The 19,504-nt window shown below is 71.0% G+C and carries 15 protein-coding genes and 2 tRNA genes; 9 read left to right on the forward strand and 8 right to left on the reverse strand.

Annotated elements, in window-relative coordinates:
* Positions 1–84 precede the first annotated feature (84 nt).
* The 4 genes from IFT79_RS00815 to IFT79_RS00830 are packed head-to-tail and all read left to right on the forward strand — an operon-like array spanning position 85 to position 5,297.
* Positions 85–1,722 (forward strand): ABC transporter substrate-binding protein, encoded by a 1,638-nt coding sequence (locus tag IFT79_RS00815; protein ID WP_192122670.1) that lies wholly within the window; start codon positions 85–87, stop codon positions 1,720–1,722.
* Positions 1,723–1,726: 4 nt separating this feature from the next.
* Positions 1,727–2,677, forward strand: coding sequence for an ABC transporter permease subunit (locus tag IFT79_RS00820; protein WP_192122671.1), 951 nt, complete (start codon positions 1,727–1,729; stop codon positions 2,675–2,677).
* Complete coding sequence (locus IFT79_RS00825; protein WP_192122672.1) at positions 2,674–3,570, forward strand: ABC transporter permease; 897 nt, start codon at positions 2,674–2,676, stop codon at positions 3,568–3,570. Before IFT79_RS00820 ends, IFT79_RS00825 begins: the two co-directional genes overlap by 4 nt.
* A complete protein-coding gene (locus IFT79_RS00830) occupies positions 3,567–5,297 on the forward strand; it encodes a dipeptide ABC transporter ATP-binding protein (protein WP_192122673.1) in 1,731 nt (576 codons plus the stop codon). Before IFT79_RS00825 ends, IFT79_RS00830 begins: the two co-directional genes overlap by 4 nt.
* A gap of 71 nt (positions 5,298–5,368) precedes the next feature.
* Here IFT79_RS00830 and proP read toward each other — a convergent pair whose 3' ends face one another.
* A complete protein-coding gene (gene proP / locus IFT79_RS00835) occupies positions 5,369–6,904 on the reverse strand; it encodes a glycine betaine/L-proline transporter ProP (protein ID WP_192122674.1) in 1,536 nt (511 codons plus the stop codon).
* A 258-nt stretch (positions 6,905–7,162) separates the two neighbouring features.
* On the opposite strand from proP, the gene valS reads away from it, so the two are divergent.
* A complete protein-coding gene (gene valS, locus IFT79_RS00840; RefSeq protein WP_192122675.1) occupies positions 7,163–9,781 on the forward strand; it encodes a valine--tRNA ligase in 2,619 nt (872 codons plus the stop codon).
* The gene (locus IFT79_RS00845; protein ID WP_123571857.1) at positions 9,781–10,038 is read left to right on the forward strand and encodes a hypothetical protein; all 258 of its coding nucleotides are present in this window, start codon (positions 9,781–9,783) and stop codon (positions 10,036–10,038) included. Before valS ends, IFT79_RS00845 begins: the two co-directional genes overlap by 1 nt.
* Before the next feature lie 84 nt (positions 10,039–10,122).
* Here the strand turns inward: IFT79_RS00845 and IFT79_RS00850 are convergent, their stop codons facing one another.
* Positions 10,123–10,941: a methyltransferase domain-containing protein gene (locus IFT79_RS00850; RefSeq protein WP_159826923.1), complete on the reverse strand. Its 819-nt coding sequence runs from the start codon at positions 10,939–10,941 to the stop codon at positions 10,123–10,125.
* A 34-nt stretch (positions 10,942–10,975) separates the two neighbouring features.
* Between IFT79_RS00850 and IFT79_RS00855 the strand changes: the two genes are divergently transcribed.
* Positions 10,976–13,003 (forward strand): M3 family metallopeptidase, encoded by a 2,028-nt coding sequence (locus tag IFT79_RS00855; protein ID WP_192122676.1) that lies wholly within the window; start codon positions 10,976–10,978, stop codon positions 13,001–13,003.
* 47 nt (positions 13,004–13,050) lie between these two features.
* Here IFT79_RS00855 and clpX read toward each other — a convergent pair whose 3' ends face one another.
* The 5 genes from clpX to IFT79_RS00880 all read right to left on the reverse strand — a co-directional run bounded on the left by clpX (position 13,051) and on the right by IFT79_RS00880 (position 17,512).
* Entirely contained in the window at positions 13,051–14,331 is a 1,281-nt protein-coding gene (gene clpX / locus IFT79_RS00860) for an ATP-dependent Clp protease ATP-binding subunit ClpX (RefSeq protein ID WP_043597039.1), read from the reverse strand.
* A gap of 208 nt (positions 14,332–14,539) precedes the next feature.
* The gene (locus IFT79_RS00865; protein WP_056048376.1) at positions 14,540–15,205 is read right to left on the reverse strand and encodes an ATP-dependent Clp protease proteolytic subunit; all 666 of its coding nucleotides are present in this window, start codon (positions 15,203–15,205) and stop codon (positions 14,540–14,542) included.
* A 40-nt stretch (positions 15,206–15,245) separates the two neighbouring features.
* On the reverse strand, positions 15,246–15,833 hold the full coding sequence (locus IFT79_RS00870) for an ATP-dependent Clp protease proteolytic subunit (protein ID WP_043597035.1): 588 nt from the start codon (positions 15,831–15,833) through the stop codon (positions 15,246–15,248).
* Positions 15,834–16,051: 218 nt separating this feature from the next.
* On the reverse strand, positions 16,052–17,377 hold the full coding sequence (gene tig / locus IFT79_RS00875; protein ID WP_056048379.1) for a trigger factor: 1,326 nt from the start codon (positions 17,375–17,377) through the stop codon (positions 16,052–16,054).
* Positions 17,378–17,439: 62 nt separating this feature from the next.
* Positions 17,440–17,512, reverse strand: a tRNA-Pro gene (locus IFT79_RS00880).
* A 152-nt stretch (positions 17,513–17,664) separates the two neighbouring features.
* Here IFT79_RS00880 and IFT79_RS00885 point away from each other — a divergent pair.
* Both IFT79_RS00885 and IFT79_RS00890 read left to right on the forward strand, forming a co-directional pair.
* A tRNA-Gly gene (locus IFT79_RS00885) sits at positions 17,665–17,735 on the forward strand.
* Positions 17,736–17,959: 224 nt separating this feature from the next.
* A complete protein-coding gene (locus IFT79_RS00890) occupies positions 17,960–18,748 on the forward strand; it encodes an SGNH/GDSL hydrolase family protein (RefSeq protein WP_192122677.1) in 789 nt (262 codons plus the stop codon).
* Between the two features lie 66 nt (positions 18,749–18,814).
* On the opposite strand, the gene IFT79_RS00895 is transcribed toward IFT79_RS00890, so the two are convergent.
* The gene (locus tag IFT79_RS00895) at positions 18,815–19,483 is read right to left on the reverse strand and encodes a response regulator (RefSeq protein WP_056048385.1); all 669 of its coding nucleotides are present in this window, start codon (positions 19,481–19,483) and stop codon (positions 18,815–18,817) included.
* Positions 19,484–19,504 lie beyond the last annotated feature (21 nt).

The following is a 19,504-nucleotide window of genomic DNA, read 5'->3' on the forward strand; positions in this document are numbered from 1 at the left end:
ACTTGTTGCACCCGGTCCACGAATGCCGCCTCGTCTCGGCGTCGTCGGATCCCACCCGACGTCCCGTCACTCCCCCGGAGCCCCATGCGCAGCCGCCTGCCCGTCCTGATCGCCGCCACCGCCATCGCGAGCCTCGTGCTCGCCGGCTGCACGAGCGGGGGCGACCCGGACACCTCGTCCACCCCGGTCGCCGGGGGGACGCTGACCTACGCCTCGGGCGACGCCGAGCCGACCTGCCTCGACCCCCACGTCGGCGGCAACTACCCGCAGGCACTCGTGTCGACGCAGTACCTCGAGTCGCTCGTCTCGAAGGACGCCAACGGCGACATCGTCCCGTGGCTGGCCGACTCGTGGCAAGAGGGCTCCGACGGCCTCAGCTGGACCTTCACGCTCAAGGACGGCGTCTCGTTCACCGACGGCACCCCCTTCGACGCCACCGCCGTGGCGGCCAACGTCGCCCATCTCCAGGACCCCGCGACGCTGTCGTCGACCGGGTACCTCGCCCTCGGGAAGGTCACCGGCGTCGAGGCGGTCGACGCGCGCACGGCACGCTTCGACCTGAGCGAGCCCGACAGCGCCCTGCTCGAGTCCCTCTCACAGCCCTGGCTCGCGATGGAGTCACCCGAGGCCCTGACCCGGAGCCAGGAGGTCAACTGCGAGTCACCGGTCGGCACCGGCCCGTTCGCGGTCGAGTCGTGGACCAAGCAGCAACAGGTCGTGCTCACCCGCAACGACGACTACAGCTCGCCGCCGGCCGATGCCGGGCACCAGGGGCCCGCCCACCTCGACGAGATCGTCTGGCGCTTCATCCCCGACTCGGCGTCCCGCTACGCCGCGCTGCAGGCCGGCCAGGTCGACGTGATCGACAACGCGCAGCCCGACACCCTCGTCGCCGCGGCGAAGGACGACTCGCTCGACGAGATCGACGCCCCGCGCCCCGGCGCCTCCAACCGCATCGAGCTCAACGCCGGCAAGGCGCCCTTCGACGACGCGAGCGTTCGCGAGGCGTTCATCCGCGGTGTCGACGTCGACTCGGGCATCGACTCGCTGTTCTTCGGCACGGCGAAGCGGTCGTACAGTCCGCTGTCGAGCGTCGAGCCCCTGGCGTTCTCCGACGAGTCGCTCTTCGACGTCGACACCGACGCGGCGAACGACCTGCTCGACGAGGCGGGGTGGACCACCCGCGACGCGGACGGGTACCGCACGAAGGACGGCGTGCGACTCGCCGCGACCTTCCCCGTGAGCACGAACCAGTCGATCCCCGCCGAGCAGTCGCTGTTCGAGCAGGTCCAGGCCGGCGCCAAGGACCTGGGCTTCGACGTCACCCTCGAACCCCTCGACCTCTCGAGCTGGTACGGCGCCCTCGCGGCGAACGAGTACGACCTGGTGAGCGCGCCCTACACGAAGGTCGGCCCCGACGTGCTGCGCATCCTCTACGACAGCGACGGCATCACCCCCGCCCCGAGCGGCTACTTCGCCAACCTCTCGCAGACGAGCGACCCGGCCCTCGACGACCTGTTGACCCGCGCCTCCCGGACGAGCGACGCCGACGAGCGCGCCGACCTCTACCAGCAGGCCCAGCAGACCATCCTCGAGGGATGGCACGTCCTGCCGCTGTACGACCAGCAGAACCACTACCTGGTGCGTTCGGCCGTCCAGGGCGTCCGGGCCCTGCCGACGGTCCAGGCACCGACGATGTACGACGCCTACAAGACGAGCTGATCGAGTGCGTCCGGGGCGGTGGCGACGGGCGGGTCGGTGGCTCGTCGGCCGCCTGCTCGGCGCGCTCTTCGTGCTCTGGGCCGTCGCGACGCTGATCTTCTTCGCCATCCGGCTCGTCCCGGGCGACCCGGCCGAGGCGATCCTCGGCGGTCCGGGGTCGCAGGCCTCGGCCGAGGCCCTCGAATCCGTCCGTCGGCAGTACGGCCTGGACCAGCCGTTGTTCGTGCAGTACCTCGCGCAGCTCGGACGGCTCGCCACGGGCGACCTCGGGACGTCGTACTCGCTGCGGACCGACGTCGGCCGGTTGCTGCTCGACCAGTTGCCGGGCACGATCGGTCTCGCGCTCCTCGCCCTGGTGGTGGCCTGGTCGATCGCGATCGCGACGGCCTGGTGGGCGACCCTCGGCGGCCGGATCGCCTCCGCGGTGTCGTCGGGTCTCGAGGTCGTCGCCTCGGCCGTGCCGCACTTCTGGCTGGCGAGTCTGCTCATCCTCGTCTTCAGCACCCGGCTCGGGCTGCTGCCCCCGGTGAGCACGGGAACCCCCGCGGGACTCGTCCTGCCGGTCGTCACCCTGGCGATCCCCGTCGCCGGGTTCCTCGGGCAGGTCACCCGCGACTCGCTGCTCGACGCGGCGGCCACCCCGTTCGCCCTCTCGGCACGAGCCCGGGGCGAGGGCCCGTCGGGACTCTTCGTCCGCCACCTGCTCCGACACGCGGCGCTGCCCGGGCTCGCCCTGTCGGGCTGGGCCTTCGGCTCGTTGCTCAGCGGCGCCGTCGTGGTCGAGTCGGTCTTCGCCCGCCCGGGTCTCGGTCGCACCCTGCTCGGCGCGGTCACGCTGCGCGACATCCCGCTCGTGACCGGCGTCGCCCTGGTCTCCGCGCTCGCCTACGTCGTCGTGGTCGCGCTCGGCGACCTGGCCGAACGCGCGGTCGACCCGAGAGGACGTGCGGCATGACGGCGCTGCCCGACTTGCCCCGGGGTGCCGACCCGGCCCGCGCCTCCTCGTCCCGCACCGCCCGGCGGCGCCTGCCGCTCGGCCCGACCGAACTCGTGGCGGCCGCACTGCTCTCGCTGCTGGTCGTGATGGCGGTCGCACCGGGCCTGTTGGCCCCCGCCGACCCGCTCGCCGTGTCGCCGACCGACGCGTTCGCCGGTCCGTCGCTCGCGCACCCGTTCGGCACCGACGAGTCGGGGCGAGGCGTGTGGACCCGCGTCGTCCACGGAGCCGGTGCCTCGCTGACGATCGGCCTCGTCGCCACGATGATCGGGACGGGACTCGGCGTGGTCCTCGGCGTCCTGGCGGGCCTCGGCGGTCGCGGCCTCGTCGGCCGCGCGACCGACGCCGGCGTGAGCCGCGTCCTCGAGGTGCTCTTCGCCCTGCCCGGCCTCTTGCTGGCGCTCGTCGTCATCGCCTTCACCGGGCCGGGGGCCGTGCCGGCGACGATCGCCGTCGGCCTCGCGACCGCGCCGGGGTACGCGCGGATCGTCCGCAGCCAGGTGGCGGCCGTCCGCCGGTCGCCGATGGTCGAGGCCGCGACGGTGCTCGGCCGTCGCCCCGGGCTCGTCCTCGTGCGTCACGTGCTGCCGAACGCCCTCGCCCCCGTGGTCGTGCTCGCCACGCTGGGCCTCGGTCAGGCCGTGGTCTGGGCCTCGTCGCTGAGCTACCTCGGGCTGGGGTCGCCGCCCCCGGCACCCGAGTGGGGCGCGATGCTCTCGGCCGGGCGCACGTACCTCGCGGTCGCCTGGTGGATGACCGTCTTCCCGGGGCTCGCCGTCGTGGTGACGACCGCGTCGGCCACGGTGCTGGGGCGAGGTCTCGCACGACGCGGACGAGGAGGACGACGATGACCACGGACCCGCTGGCGACCGGCGCCGCTCCCCGCGACCGGCACCGCGCCTCCTCGGACGACCTCGTCGTCGACCGCCTGCACGTCACCTTCGGTGGGGTGACGGCCGTCGACGACGTGTCGTTCTCGATGGGTCGCGGCGAGTGCGTGGCCCTGGTCGGCGAGTCCGGCTCGGGCAAGAGCGTGACCGCGCGGGCCCTGCTCGGGCTGACCGGTGGCACCGTGACGGCCGACGCCCTGCGGCTCGGTGACGACGACCTGCTCACCCTGTCCGAACGGGGTTGGCGTCGGCTGCGGGGACCGCGCATCGGACTCGTGCTGCAGGACGCCCTGGTCTCGCTCGACCCCCTGCGCCCGGTCGGCCGCGAGATCGACGATGCCCTGCGACTGCACACCCGACTCTCGCCGGCCGCCCGCCGAGCCCGCGTGCGGGAGGCCCTCACCGAGGTCGGCATGCCCGACCCCGAGGTGCGCCGGGGCCTGCGGTCGGGCGAGCTGTCGGGCGGACTGCGGCAGCGGGCGCTCATCGCCGCGGCCCTCGCCCTGCGACCCGGCGTGATCGTCGCCGACGAGCCCACCACCGCCCTCGACGCCGAGGTGCAGCGTCTCGTCGTCGACCGACTCGCCGCCCTGCGCGACACGGGCACGGCCGTCCTCGCGATCAGTCACGACCTCGGGGTCGTCCGGCGCCTGGCCGACCGCGTGGTCGTGATGCGCGACGGGCACGTCGTCGAGCAGGGTGACACGGCGACCGTGCTCGACTCGCCGCAGGCCGACTACACGCGCATGCTCATCGCCGCCCTGCCCGGCGGAGCCCCGCGGGGTCGCCGCCTCTCCGCCCCCGCGACCTCCGACGGCCCGGACGCAGGAGGCGCGCCCGCGTCGACGACGCCGGTCGCCTCCGACGCGCCCGGCCCAGGAGGCGCTCCCGGCCCGTCGACGCCGGTCGCGGCGACGATTCCCCCGTCCGGCCCCGTCCTCGTGGCGACGGGCCTGCGCCGGGTGTTCGCGGGGCGCCGGGGGCCCGACCGGGTCGCCGTGGACGACGTCTCGCTCTCGCTCGGGGCCGGCGAGACGCTCGGCCTCGTCGGCGCGTCGGGCTCGGGCAAGACGACGACGGCCCGCCTGCTGCTCGGCCTCGACGATCCCGACGCCGGGACGGTGGATCTGCTCGGCACGTCCTGGGCCCCGGCCCGCGAGCGCGACCGTCGTCCCCGCCGTGGCGACCTCGGCGCCGTCTACCAGGACCCCTCGAGCTCGTTCGACCCCCGGTTCACGGTCGGCCGCCTGCTGGCCGACGCGCTGACGTCGGGCCGCAGCACGCGCCTCGGTCCCGTCGAGCCCGAGGTCGTCGCCCTGCTGGCACGGGTCGGACTCGACGCCGACACGGTGACGCGGCGGCCCGACACCCTGTCGGGCGGACAGCGGCAGCGGGTGGCGATCGCGCGCGCGCTGGCCCCGCGGCCCCGGGTGATCGTCTGCGACGAGCCGGTCTCGGCGCTCGACGTCTCGGTCCAGGCCCAGGTGCTCGACCTCCTCGACGAGTTGCAGCGTGAGGACGGGCTCGCCTGCGTCTTCATCTCGCACGACCTGGACGTCGTCGAGCACATGTCCGATCGCGTCGCCGTGATGCACGAGGGCCGGGTCGTCGAGGAGGGCCGCACGGCCGACGTGTTCTCCGCCCCGCAGCACGCCCACACCCGCGCCCTGCTCGCCGCCCGCCCCTAGCCGGGCCCTGCCCCTAGCCGGGCCCTACCCCGGGGCGGACGCGGCCCCGCCCGCCGGGGCGGGCAGCCGCCTCAGCCGCGGCGGGCGGCGTCGGCCTCGGCGGCCTTCGGGTCGACCACGTCGATGAGGCCGGACTGCGCCCACTCGAGCGCCCAGCCCGACTTCGCGACCTCGCTCGACTCGTCGGCGTAGGCCTCGACCAGCTCGCGCGCCTCGTCGTCGGTCGCGACCGAGGGGCCCGAGCCGAGCAGCGGCTCGTTGGCGGTCTCCTTCGTGAACCACACGGCGACGAGGCCGATGACGGCCGCGGCCATGAGGTAGAAGGCGGGGATGTCGTGGGCCCAGGAGAAGCCCTCGCCCTCGGCCCAGACGACCAGCGCCTCGGTGGCCAGGGGCGTGGTGCCGCCGAAGAGCGAGACGGACACGTTGAACGCGATGGCCAGTGCGCCGTAGCGGATGATCGTCGGGAACAGCGCGGGCAGCGTCGACGGCATGGTCGACGTGAACGTGACGAGCACCAGGCCGAGCACCAGCAGGCCGACGAAGACGAGCGGCGTGCTCTCGGACTGCACGAGCTTGAGCGCCGGCCACGACAGCACCAAGAATCCGATGCAGCCGGCGAACAGCACCGGTCGACGGCCGAACCGGTCGCTCAGGCGTCCGCTGAACGTGATGACGATCATCATCAGCACCATCACGACGATGACGAGCAACAGCCCCGAGGTCGCACTGCGGCCCAGCGTGTTGGTGAGGTAGGTCGGCATGTACGACAGCAGCATGTAGTCGGTCACGTTGAAGACGAGCACCAGGCCGATGCAGACGATCAACGCCCGCCAGTTCTCGGCGAAGAGCTTCACGAGGGGCACCTTGACGTGCTCGCGACCGGCGGCTTCTTCTTGCTGCTTCTGGAAGGCCGGCGTCTCTTCGAGCTTGAGGCGCAGGTAGAGCCCGATCAGGCCGAGCGGTCCGGCGATCAGGAACGGGATGCGCCAGCCCCAGGCGAGCAGCGCCTCCTCGCTCATGCCGAGCTGGAGGCCGGTGACCAGCGAGGCGCCGAGCACGTAGCCGGCGAGCGTGCCGAACTCGAGCCACGAGCCCATGAAGCCGCGGCGCTTGTCGGGCGAGTACTCGGCGATGAACGTGGCCGCGCCTCCGTACTCACCGCCGGTCGAGAAGCCCTGCAGGAGGCGCGCCAACAGCAGCAGGACGGGCGCCCAGAGGCCGATGGTCGCGTACGACGGGATCAGGCCGATGGCGAGCGTCCCCGCGGCCATCAGGATCATCGTGAGGGCGAGCACCTTCTGGCGTCCGATGCGGTCGCCGAGCGGGCCGAAGAACGCGCCGCCGATCGGCCGCACGATGAACGCGGCGGTGAACGTGCCGAAGGTGAACAGGATGTTGAGCGCGTCGTTGCCCGGCGGGAAGAACACCTGGGCGATGGTCGTCGTGATGTAGGCGTAGACGCCGAAGTCGAACCACTCCATGGCGTTTCCGAGGGCTGCGGCGCTGACCGCGCGCTTGAGCAGACCCTCTTCGACGACGGTGACGTCGTCGGTGGTCAGGCTGCGGCGGGCGGGCTTCTTGCTGTCGTTCTTCTTGGCTGACATCGGGTGAGGCCTCCAGGTCGTCGGGCGGTGGCAGTCGACCCCAGCGTCGGCAAAAAACCCGTCGAGCCTAACAGAACCGCCATGTCAGTACCAGTGCAGGGGGTGCAGGCGTGCAGGCACCGCAGCGCGCTGGAGGCGCGGTGGCGGTCCACGAGGAGCCCTCGCGGGGGTGCGTACACTGGTCGGAGTCCCACAACCAGGCACCTCCCCACCGACACGGTGCCGTCCACAGAACCGGAGAAGACCATGCCGTCAGCGATGCCCGAGAAGCCCGCCCTCGAAGGACTCGAGGCCCGTTGGGGTCAGGTCTGGGAGGCCGGCGGCACCTACCGCTTCGACCGCACCGACGCGACCCGCGCCTCCGTGTTCTCGGTCGACACCCCGCCGCCGACGGCGTCGGGCAGCCTGCACATCGGTCACGTGTTCAGCTACACGCACACCGACGTCAAGGCCCGGTTCGAGCGCATGCGCGGCAAGCGCGTCTTCTACCCGATGGGCTGGGACGACAACGGCCTGCCGACCGAGCGTCGCGTGCAGAACTTCTACGGCGTGCGCTGCGACCCGTCGCTGCCCTACGACGCCGACTTCACCCCGCCCTTCGAGGGGGGCGACAACAAGTCGTCGAAGGCCGCCGACCAGGTGCCGATCTCGCGCCGCAACTTCATCGAGCTGTGCGAGCGGCTCACCGTCGAGGACGAGAAGCAGTTCGAGGACGTCTGGCGGAAGCTCGGCCTCTCGGTCGACTGGACCCAGAGCTACCGCACCATCGACGACGACTCGCAGGCCATCGCCCAGAAGGCGTTCCTCCGCAACCTGGCCCGCGGCGAGGCCTACCAGGCCGACGCCCCCACGCTCTGGGACGTCACGTTCCGCACGGCCGTGGCGCAGGCCGAGCTCGAGGACAAAGAGATGCCCGGCGCGTACCACAAGCTCGCGTTCCACCGCACCGACGGTCAGGGCGACGTGCTGATCGACACCACGCGGCCCGAGCTGCTGCCGGCCTGCGTGGCCCTCGTCGCGCACCCCGATGACGAGCGCTACCAGGCGCTGTTCGGCACGACCGTCCGGTCGCCGTTGTTCGACGTCGAGGTGCCGGTGGTGGCCCACCACCTCGCACAGCCCGACAAGGGCTCGGGCATCGCCATGGTCTGCACCTTCGGCGACACCAACGACGTGGTCTGGTGGCGCGAGCTGCAGCTGCCGAACCGTGCCGTGATCGGCTTCGACGGCCGCTTCGTCAGCGAGGCCCCCGAGGCGATCACGTCCGAGGCGGGGCGCGCCTCCTATGCGCAGCTGGCCGGCAAGACGGTCTTCAGCGCCAAGCAGTCCGTGGTCGAGCAGTTGACCGCGTCGGGTGAGCTCGTGGGCGAGATCCGCAAGATCTCGCACCCGGTCAAGTTCTTCGAGAAGGGCGACAAGCCGCTCGAGATCGTGTCGACGCGTCAGTGGTACATCGTCAACGGCGCCCGGGACGAGCAGCTCAAGGGTTCGCTCCTCGAGCGCGGCGGTGAGGTGGCCTTCCACCCCGACTTCATGCGCGTCCGCTACGACAACTGGGTCAACGGCCTCAACGGCGACTGGCTGATCTCGCGCCAGCGCTTCTTCGGCGTGCCCATCCCGGTCTGGTACCCGCTCGACGGCGACGGCAACCCCGTCTTCGACCAGGTGATCGTTCCCACCGAGGCGCAGCTCCCCATCGACCCGGCGTCCCAGGCCGCCCCCGGATACGACGAGTCGCAGCGGGGCGTGCCCGGCGGATTCGTCGGCGAGGTCGACGTCATGGACACCTGGGCGACCTCGTCGCTCACCCCGCAGCTGGCCGGCGGATGGGAGCGCGACCCCGAGCTGTTCGACCTCGTGTTCCCGTACGACGTGCGCCCCCAGGGGCAGGACATCATCCGCACCTGGCTCTTCTCGACGATGCTGCGGTCGCAGCTCGAGTCGGGCACCGTGCCGTGGAAGAACGCGTCGATCTCGGGCTTCATCGTCGACCCCGACCGCAAGAAGATGTCGAAGTCGAAGGGCAACGTGGTGACCCCGGCCGCCATGCTCGACGACCACGGCTCGGACTCGGTGCGCTACTGGGCGGCGTCGAGCCGCCTGGGCACCGACGCGGCGTTCGACCCCCAGAACCCCAAGCAGATCAAGATCGGTCGCCGTCTGGCGATCAAGGTGCTCAACGCCGCCAAGTTCGTGTACTCGTTCGAGCTGCCGTCGGGTGAGTTCGAGATCACCCAGCCGCTCGACCGCGACCTCCTCGCGTCCTTCGCCGCCGTGATCGAGACCGCGACCGAGGCGCTCGAGGGCTACGACCACGCCCGGGCGCTCGAGACGACCGAGAAGTTCTTCTGGACGTTCTGCGACGACTACCTCGAACTCGTGAAGGAGCGCGCCTACGGCGCCACCACGCCGGCCGAGCAGGCCTCGGCCGTGCTCGCGCTGCGCACGGTGCTCGAGGGCCTGCTGCGTCTGCTCGCGCCCTACCTGCCGTTCGCGACCGAAGAGGTCTGGTCCTGGACGCACGACGACTCGGTGCACCGGGCCGCGTGGCCGACGGTCGACGAGCTCGGACTCTCCGAGGGCGAGACCTCGTCCGGCCTCGTCGGGCTCGTCGGGCAGGCACTGATCTTCGTCCGGCGGGCGAAGTCGGACGCCAAGGCCTCACAGAAGACCCCGGTGGCCTCGGCCGTCATCACGGGCCCCTCGGCCCAGCTCGACCTCGTGAAGCTCGCGGCGGGCGACCTCGCCGCGGTCGGCAAGATCGCCGAGCTGTCCTTCGCCGACGGTGACGAGTTGGCGGTCGGCGACATCGTGTTCGCCGAGGTGCCGGCCGACGCCGGCGCTGCTGCCGCTCCGGCCCCGACGGCGGGTGCCTGATGCAGCTCGGTACGCGGTGGAGCGTCGGAGGCGCGGCTCCGGCCGAGCTGCCCGCCGCGGTCCTCGGGGCGGTCGCCCAGGTCGAGCGTGAACTCTCCGACCAGGGAGTCGACGCCACGTCGTGGCGCTGGACGCTGACCTGGCTCGAGCGACGCCCCGTCGTCGAACTCGACGACGGCACGGTCATCCGGGTCGACGCCGTCACCGGCGAGGCCCGCATCCACGAGCCCGTCGACGCCGAGGGCGACGACGACTGAACCGGCCCGTCCTCGGAGCCACGACGTGCCGCTCACCTCTCGAGGTGAGCGGCACGTCGCGTCCACCGGGGAGGTCGTGAGCCGTCAGGCGCGGGCGAGCAGCTCGCCGTGCGGCATGATCAACCAGCCGTCGGGGGCGTCACGCCAGGAGCGCCAGGCGTCGGCGATCGCATGCAGTTCGTCGTGCGTGGCGGCGTCCTTCTCGATCGCGTCGGCGTAGAACGCCGACTCCGTCGCGCGGGCCGCCCAGCTGTCGCCCCACCACGTGCGGTCCTCGTCGGACGCGAAGCACCAGACGGAGGCGCTACTCGCCACGTCGACGAAGCCCGCCTCGAGCGCCCACCCCTTGAGGCGCCTCCCGGCGTCGGGTTCACCGCCGTTGCCCCGGTGCACGGTCTGGTAGACGTCCATCCACCGGTCGAGACCCGGGTTCTCGGGTGCCCAGACGCAGCCGTGGTAGTCGACGTCGCGGACGGCGACGACTCCCCCGGGCCGCGCCACCCGGCGCATCTCGCGCAGGGCGGCGACCGGGTCGCCGACGTGCTGCAGGACCTGGTGCGCGTGCACCACGTCGAAGGCGTCGTCGTCGAACGGCAGGGCGAACAGGTCGGCGGTCTCGAAGTGGACGTTGTGGAGCCCGGCCCCGACCGCGAGCGACGTCGCCTGCTCGACGATGCCGGCGGCGGCGTCGATGCCGATCACGCGACCGGGCGCGACGCGGCCGGCGATGTCGACGGTGATGGTCCCCGGCCCCGACCCGACGTCGAGGACGCTGACCCCGGGCACGAGGTGCGGCTCGAGGTACGCGGCGGAGTTCTCGACCGTCCGCCACGCGTGGCTCCGCAGCACGCTCTCGTGGTGGCCGTGGGTGTACCGGGCGGGCGTCTCGGGGCGTTCGCTCATGCGGCGACCCTAGCGCGCCTCCTAGTGTGGGCTGATGACGAACCCGTTCCTCTCCCCCAGCACGCTGCCGTACTCTCTGCCGCCGTTCGCGAGCATCACCGACGACGACTACGGCCCCGCGTTCGACGCCGGGTTCGCCGAACAGCTGGCCGAGGTCGAGGCGATCGCGACCGACCCGGACGAGCCGACCTTCGAGAACACGGTCGCCGCCCTCGAACGCAGCGGCGCCATCCTCACCCGTGTCCAGCACGTCTTCTTCAACAAGACCTCGTCGGACTCGACCGAGGCCACCGACGCCCTCGAACTCGAACTCGCCCCGCGGCTCGCGGCGCACGCCGACGCGATCCGACTCGACCCGCGGCTCTTCGCCCGTCTCCGCAGCGTGCACGAGCGCCGCAACGCCCTCGACCTGACCGCCGAGCAGCGCTACCTCGTCGAGCGGCTCGTCGCCGAGGCCACCCGCTCGGGAGCCGCCCTCGCCGACGACGACAAGGTCCGCCTCCGCGACCTCAACGGCCGGCTCTCCACCCTGTCCACGAGGTTCGAGAAGAACCTGCTGGCCGACACGAACGACCTCGCCGTCGTGGTCGACGACGTCGCCGAACTCGACGGACTCGACGCCGGGGCGATCGCGGCCGCCGCCGAGGCGGCCCGAGAGCGAGGGCTCGAGGGCCGTTACGTCATCACGCTCGTCCTCTTCAGCGGGCACCCCTACCTGGCGAGCCTGACCGACGAGGGACTCCGGGATCGGATCATGCAGGCATCGCTGTCGCGCGGGCGGCGCGGAGGCGACCACGACAACCGCGAACTCGTCCTCGAGATCGCCCGGCTGCGCGCCGAGCGGGCCGAACTGCTCGGCTTCGCGTCGCACGCCGCCTACGTCACGGCGGGCGAGACCGCGGGCACCCCCGAGGCGGTGGCCGACCTGCTCGGGCGACTGGCGCCTCCTGCCGCCCAGAACGCCCGCGCCGAGCAGGCCGAACTCGAGCGAGTCGCCGGCCGGACGATCCGGGCCTCGGACTGGGCCTTCTACACCGAACGGGTGCGCGCCGAGGAGCACGACGTCGACACGGCCGCGATGCGCCCGTACTTCGAGGCCGAGCGCGTGCTGCAGGACGGCATCTTCTTCGCCGCGGGGCTGCTCTACGGCCTGCGGTTCGCCGAACGCGCCGACCTCATGGGCTACCACCCCGACGCGCGGGTCTTCGAGGTGACCGACGCCGACGGCGGCGACGTCGGCCTCTACGTCCTCGACCTCTACACGCGCGACAGCAAGCGCGGCGGCGCCTGGATGAACCCGCTCGTCTCGCAGTCGTTGCTCACCGGGCTGCCCACCGTCGTGGTGAACAACCTCAACGTCCCGAAGCCGCCGGCCGACCAGCCGACCCTCCTCACGCTCGACGAGGTGACCACGTTCTTCCACGAGTTCGGGCACGCCCTGCACGGTCTCGTCGCCCGGGTGACCTACCCGAGCTTCTCGGGCACCAACGTCTTCCGCGACTTCGTCGAGTTCCCCAGCCAGGTGAACGAGATGTGGATGCTCTGGCCGGAGGTGCTCGCGAACTACGCCGTGCACCACGAGACCGGCGACCGGCTGCCGCAACGACTGGTGGACGCCCTCCTCGCCTCCCAGGGCTTCAACCAGGGTTTCGAGACGAGCGAGTACCTCGCCGCGGCCCTGCTCGACCAGGCCTGGCACGCCCTCTCGTCGGCCGAGGCCGCGGCGGTCACCGACGTCGAGGCGTTCGAGCAGGAGGCGCTGGCCGCGGTCGGCCTCGACCTCGCGTCGGTCCCCACCCGCTACTCGAGCACGTACTTCGCGCACACCTTCTCGGGGGGCTACGACGCCGGCTACTACTCGTACATCTGGAGCGAGGTGCTCGACGCCGACACGGTCGAGTGGTTCGAGCAGAACGGCGGGCTGACCCGCGAGAACGGCGACCGGTTCCGCGCACGCCTGCTGGGCGTCGGCGGCTCGAAGGACCCCCTCGAGGCCTACCGCGACTTCCGTGGGCGGGACGCCCGCGTCGAGCCGCTGCTCGCCCGCCGCGGCCTCGCCTGACACGAGAACGCCCCGGCCGAACCGGCCGGGGCGTTCTGACGTCGCTGCTAGGCGGACTTCTCGGTGCGCTGCTCGACGAGGCGCGGCACGATCGTGGGCGCGGCGTTCTCGAGCACCGACGCCCGCGTGATGACGACGCGCCCGACGGTGTCGTCGGACGGAACGTCGAACATGATCGGCCCGAGGACCTCTTCGAGGATGGCGCGGAGACCACGGGCACCGGTCTGGCGCAGGACGGCCAGGTCGGCGATCGCCTCGAGGGCGCCGCGATCGAACTCGAGCTCGACCCCGTCGATCTCGAACATGCGCTGGTACTGCCGCACGAGGGCGTTCTTGGGCTCGGTGAGGATCTGCATCAAGGCCGGCTGGTCGAGCTGCGTCACCGTGGTCACCACGGGCAGACGGCCGATGAACTCGGGGATCAGACCGAACTTGTGCAGGTCTTCGGGCAGGACCTCGCTGAAGAGGGCCGCCTCGTCTTCTTTGCTGTGCAGCGGGGCGCCGAAGCCGATGCCCCGCTTGCCGGCGCGGTTCGAGATGATGTCCTCGAGTCCGGCGAACGCCCCGGCGACGATGAACAGCACGTTGGTCGTGTCGACCTGGATGAATTCTTGGTGGGGGTGCTTGCGGCCACCCTGCGGCGGCACCGAGGCCACGGTGCCCTCGAGGATCTTGAGCAGTGCCTGTTGCACGCCCTCGCCCGAGACGTCTCGCGTGATGGACGGATTCTCGGCCTTGCGGGCGATCTTGTCGATCTCGTCGATGTAGATGATGCCGGTCTCGGCCCGCTTGACGTCGTAGTCCGCAGCCTGGATCAGCTTCAGCAGGATGTTCTCGACGTCTTCGCCGACGTAACCCGCCTCGGTCAGGGCCGTGGCGTCGGCGACGGCGAACGGCACGTTGAGTCGCTTGGCGAGGGTCTGGGCCAGGTAGGTCTTGCCGCAGCCGGTCGGGCCGATCAACAGGATGTTCGACTTCGAGATCTCGACCTCGTCGGCCAGCGACTCGGCGGCCGTGAGGGTGGAGGCGGCACGGATCCGCTTGTAGTGGTTGTAGACGGCCACGGACAGCGCACGCTTCGCCGCGTCCTGACCGATCACGTACTCTTCGAGGAACGAGTAGATCTCGCGGGGCTTGGGCAGGTCGAACTCGCTCGCGGGTTCGTCGCCGGCCTCGGCGAGGCGCTCTTCGATGATCTCGTTGCAGAGCTCGACGCATTCGTCGCAGATGTAGACGCCGGGACCGGCGATCAGCTGCTGGACCTGCTTCTGGCTCTTGCCGCAGAACGAGCATTTGAGCAGATCGGCACTCTCACCTATGCGCGCCATGCTCGGCCTCCCTGATTGGCTGAGGTCATCGACCGGGACCGGTCGTCGTGTGGGACGAGCCTAACCCGATCCGCCGACACTCACGGACCGACCCGGGGGGTTCGAGCACATCCGCGGTGGTGGCGGACGGACGCCGGGGCGTCCCTCCGCCCGTCGACACGACGACGGCCCCGGGCGGGTGCCCGGGGCCGTCGTCGTCGTGCCGTGATCAGCGCGTGAGCGCCGCCGGCTGGTTCTTGCGCGAACCGAGGACCTGGTCGACGAGACCGTAGTCGAGGGCCTCCTGCGCACCGAGGATGTTGTCGCGCTCGATGTCGCGGTTCACCTGCTCGGGCGTCTTGTTCGAGTGCTTCGACAGGGTCTCTTCGAGCCAGGTGCGCATGCGGAGCACCTCGGCGGCCTGGATCTCGATGTCCGAGGCCTGGCCGCCGCTGCTGCCACCGGTCGCGGGCTGGTGGATCAGCACGCGGGCGTTGGGCAGGGCGAGACGCTTGCCGGGCTGACCCGCGGCGAGCAGGACGGCCGCGGCCGAGGCGGCCTGACCGAGGCAGACCGTCTGGATCTCGGGACGGATGTACTGCATCGTGTCGTAGATGGCCGTCATGGCCGTGAACGAGCCACCGGGCGAGTTGATGTACAGCGTGATGTCGCGGTCGGGGTCCATGCTCTCGAGCACGAGCAGCTGGGCCATGATGTCGTCGGCCGAGGCGTCGTCGACCTGCACGCCGAGGAAGACGATGCGGTCTTCGAACAGCTTCGCGTACGGGTCCTGACGCTTGTAGCCGTAGGCCGTCCGCTCTTCGAAGCTGGGCAGGATGTACCGGGAGCTGGGGGTCTGCACTCGACCCGCGCCACCCATCATCGGGAGTTCCATGAGTTCTTCTCTTTCTCGTTCTGACGAAGGGGCGGAGGGCCTAGGCCTGGTCGGTGCCGGCGCCGCCGACGACGTCGGTGGCCGAGCCGCGGATGTGGTCGACGAAGCCGTACTCGAGGGCCTCCTCGGCGGTGAACCAGCGGTCGCGGTCGCCGTCTTCGTTGATCTGCTCGACGGTCTTGCCCGTCTGTGCGGCCGTGATCTCGGCCAGTCGACGCTTCATCGAGAGGATGAGCTGCGCCTGCGTCTGGATGTCCGACGAGGTGCCGCCGAACCCGCCGTGCGGCTGGTGCAGCAGGACACGCGCGTTCGGCGTGATGTAGCGCTTGCCCTTGGTGCCGGCCGTCAGGAGCAGCTGGCCCATCGAGGCGGCCATGCCGATGCCGACGGTGACGATGTCGTTCGGAACGAACTCCATGGCGTCGTAGATCGCCATGCCCGCCGTGATCGACCCGCCGGGCGAGTTGATGTAGAGGTAGATGTCCTTCTCGCTGTCTTCCGCAGCGAGCAGCAGCAGTTTCGCGGCGATCTCGTTGGCGTTCTCGTCGCGGACCTCAGAGCCGAGCCAGATGATCCGGTCTTTGAGCAGTCGGTCAAAAACACTGTTGGGCAGTGTCACGTCGGCCATGGTGGAGCTCCCATTCGTTGTCGCTTGTCGTCGAATCTATCGGAGCCAACGCACGGGTTCCGGGCTGTTCGCCCACGGCAGATACCGCGCCTCCCCGGCCTCGTCGGGGGCCCGTCCACGAGCCCGGGAGGCGCGGTGCCGGGAACGACGGAGGGCCGGGTGCGCACTCGCACCCGGCCCTCTCGGACGTGACGGGTCAGCCGACCCGCCGCTCTCGCTTACGCGTGGTCGTGACCCGCGTGGTCGTCGTCGTCGCCGCCGACGCCGGCGGTCGCCGTGAAGGCGGACAGGTCGACCGAGTCGCCCTTGCCGTCGACGACCTTGGCCTTGCTGAGCACGACCGCGAGGGCCTTGCTGCGGGCGACCTCGCCGACCATGGCGGGGATCTGGCCGTTCTGGTCGAGGACCTTGATGAACTCGCCGGGCTCCATGCCGTACTGCGCCGCACCCTGGATGAGGTACTGCGTCAGTTCGTCCTGCTCGACCTTGACGGCCTCTTTCTCGGCGATGGCGTCGAGGAGGATCTGGTTGCGGAAGGCCTTCTCGCTGCTCTCCTTCACCTCGGCGCGGTGCTCGTCGTCCTCGAGGCGGTTCTCCTGCTCGAGGTGACGGTGCACCTCGTCCTCGACGAGCTTCTCGGGGACGGGGATCTCGACGGCCTCGAGCAGCTTCTCGACGACCTGGTCGCGTGCCTGGGCACCCTGACCGAAGGTCTTCGACTTGGCGAGCTGCTCTTTCAGGTCGCCCTTGAGCTCGTCGATCGTGTCGAACTGGCTGGCGATCTGGGCGAAGTCGTCGTCGGCCTCGGGCAGCTCGCGCTCCTTGACGGCCGTGACGTCGACGGCGATGAGGGCGGTCTCGCCCTCGCGGTCTCCGCCGAGCAGCTTCGACTCGAAGGTGGTGCTCTCACCGGCAGTGAGGGACTCGAGGGCCTCGTCGATGCCCTCGATCAGCTCGCCCGAGCCGAGCTCGTACGAGATGCCCTTGGCGGTGTCGACGACGTCGTCGCCGATGGTGGCCGTCAGGTCGATCTGCGCGAAGTCACCCGTGGTCGCGGGGCGGTCGACGGTGACCAGCGTGCCGAAACGGGTACGCAGGTTCGTCAGCTCTTCGGCGATCTCGTCGTCGGTGATGTCGACCGTGTCGACCGTCAACTCGAGGCCGTCGTACTCGGGCAGGTCGAAGTCGGGACGCACGTCGACCTCGACGGCGATCTTCAAGTCGCCCGAGAAGTCCTTGACGTTCGGCCACTCGACCACGTCGGCCTCGGGACGGCCGAGGACGCGGATCTCGGTCTCGGTCACGGCCTCGCGGTAGAACTTGTCGAGGCTCTCGCTGACGGCGTGGTTCAACACCTCTTCACGACCGACGCGCTGGTCGATGATGGGCGGCGGCACCTTGCCCTTGCGGAACCCGGGGATGTTGACCGACTCGGCGATGTGACCGTAGGCGTGCGTGACGCTGGGCTTGAGCTCGTCGGGGGTGACGACGATGTTGAGCTTGACGCGCGTGGGGCTGAGCTTCTCAACCGTGGTCTGGACCAATGTGGGGCTTCTCCTGTGTTGGTGGCGCTGAACTCACATCCGAGACAGCAGGTAGACGATCGTCGGGGCGACAGGACTCGAACCTGCGATCTTCCGCCCCCAAAACGGACGCGCTAGCCACTACGCTACGCCCCGTGTATCAGCCTGGAACCGGCCGGCACGCGTGATCCCCGTTGAGGTCGGGTACGTGAAGGCCGCGTCGAGTCTAGCCGACACCGAGGGGCCGTGACTGAGCGACCTCGTCGGATGCCTTATGCTGGTCTCACCCGTGCGGCCCGGCCGCTCACGGGGATGTAGCTCAATGGTAGAGCCTCAGTCTTCCAAACTGATCACGCGGGTTCGATTCCCGTCATCCCCTCTCGAATCATTCGACGCCTCCGGCGTCCGGCGCCGGGGGGCGCCTCGAATGAAATCTCTCCGGGCCTTGCACGCAGGCGTCGACGCCGGCAGGCGCCCTCGATGAAATGTTCTCCGGGCCTTGCACGCAGGCGTCGGCGGCCTTCAGGGGTCTCTCGGCCAGCTCGGGGGGAAGTCGTGCTGGCGGATGATTTTTCCCGGCGCGACGTGACCCAAGATGGCCACATGAGACGCGCGACGTTCGCACGGGTCGCGCTGGTCGGTGCGGTCGTGGCCACCCTGGCGGCCGGGTGCGCCGCCCCACCGACCGAGGCGACCAGCGCCTCCGGGTCCGGGTCCGGGTCCGGGTCCGGCGCGATCGCGCAGGCCGCGGCCGGGCCCGGCGAGGCCGTGGCACCCACCTCGGGCGGGGTGCGGGTCGCGATCGTCGGCGACTCGCTCACGGCCGGCGGAGGTCGCCTGCTGAGCGAGGGGCTCACCGCCGACACCTGGATGACCTACGCCCAGGGCGACGGCGTCGACTACGTCGGCGGCTACGCGAAGGGCGGCTCGACCGTGCAGGAGCAGGCCGCCGCGGTGCGCCCCGTCGCCGACGTCGACGTCCTGGTGCTGATGTCGGGCACCAACGACGTGCGCCTCGGCACGGGCTTCGCCGAGTCCGCCTCGTCGTACGACGCCATCGTCGACACGATCCGGCCGGAGCACGTCGTCGTGGCCGCGATCCCGCCCTACGACCGTGCACCCCGGGCCGCGGCCCGGTACGAGGCACAGCTCGAACGCTACGTCGCCGACAAGGGCTGGACCTTCACCGACCCCTGGGGGTTTGCGCGGGCGGGCGACGTCTTCGCCGCCGGCACGACCGTCGACGGCATCCACCCCACGACGGCCGGGTACGAAGCCCTCGGCCACGCCTTGCGCGACGTCGTCCTCGACGTCGCCGGCGCACGGGTCGCCGCCCCCCAGGCGGACTCCCCCGCCGACCCGGCCGACACCCCTCCGGGCACGACCAGCTGACGACGCCCGTCCTCGACCTCGGCCGCCCGGTCAGGGGCGCGATGCCGACGCGGGGGACGCGTCGACTCAGTGCTGCAGGAAGGCCAGCACGGCGAGCACCCGGCGGTGGTCGGTGCCGCTGTCCTCCAGCAGGAGCTTCTGGAAGATCGAGGTGACGTTCTTCTCCACCGCACCCGTGCCGATGACCAGTTCGGCCGCGATGGCGGCGTTCGTGCGACCCTCGGCCATCAGCGTCAGGACCTCCCGCTCCCGCGGCGTGAGCGCGGCGAGCGGATCGCTGCGACGGCCCAGCAACTGCGAGACGACCTGCGGGTCGAGGACCGTGCCGCCGTCGGACACCCGCCCGAGCGCGTCACGGAACTCGTCGAACGAGGCGATGCGGTCCTTGAGCAGGTAGCCGACCCCGCCCGAGCCCGCTTCGAGCAGGTCGCGGGCGTAGGCCACCTCGACGTACTGCGACAGCAGGAGGATGCCGAGGTCGGGCCGACGGCGTCGCGCCTCGATCGCGGCCCGGACGCCCTCGTCGGTGTGCGTGGGCGGCATGCGGACGTCGAGGACGGCGATGTCGGGACGGACCTCGTCGAGGTCGGCCAGCAAGGCGTCGGCGTCGCCGTACGCCCCCACGACGTCGACCCCGATCTCGTCGAGCAGTCGGACGAGCCCCTCCCGCAGCAGCACCGAGTCGTCGGCGACGACGACACGGAGGGGCTGACGGGAGGGGCTCTCGAGACTCACGCGTCCAGACTACGGGCGCGG

The sequence above is a fragment of the Frigoribacterium sp. CFBP 8759 genome (genome assembly GCF_014841655.1).
In the GTDB taxonomy this organism is placed as follows: Bacteria; Actinomycetota; Actinomycetes; order Actinomycetales; family Microbacteriaceae; genus Frigoribacterium.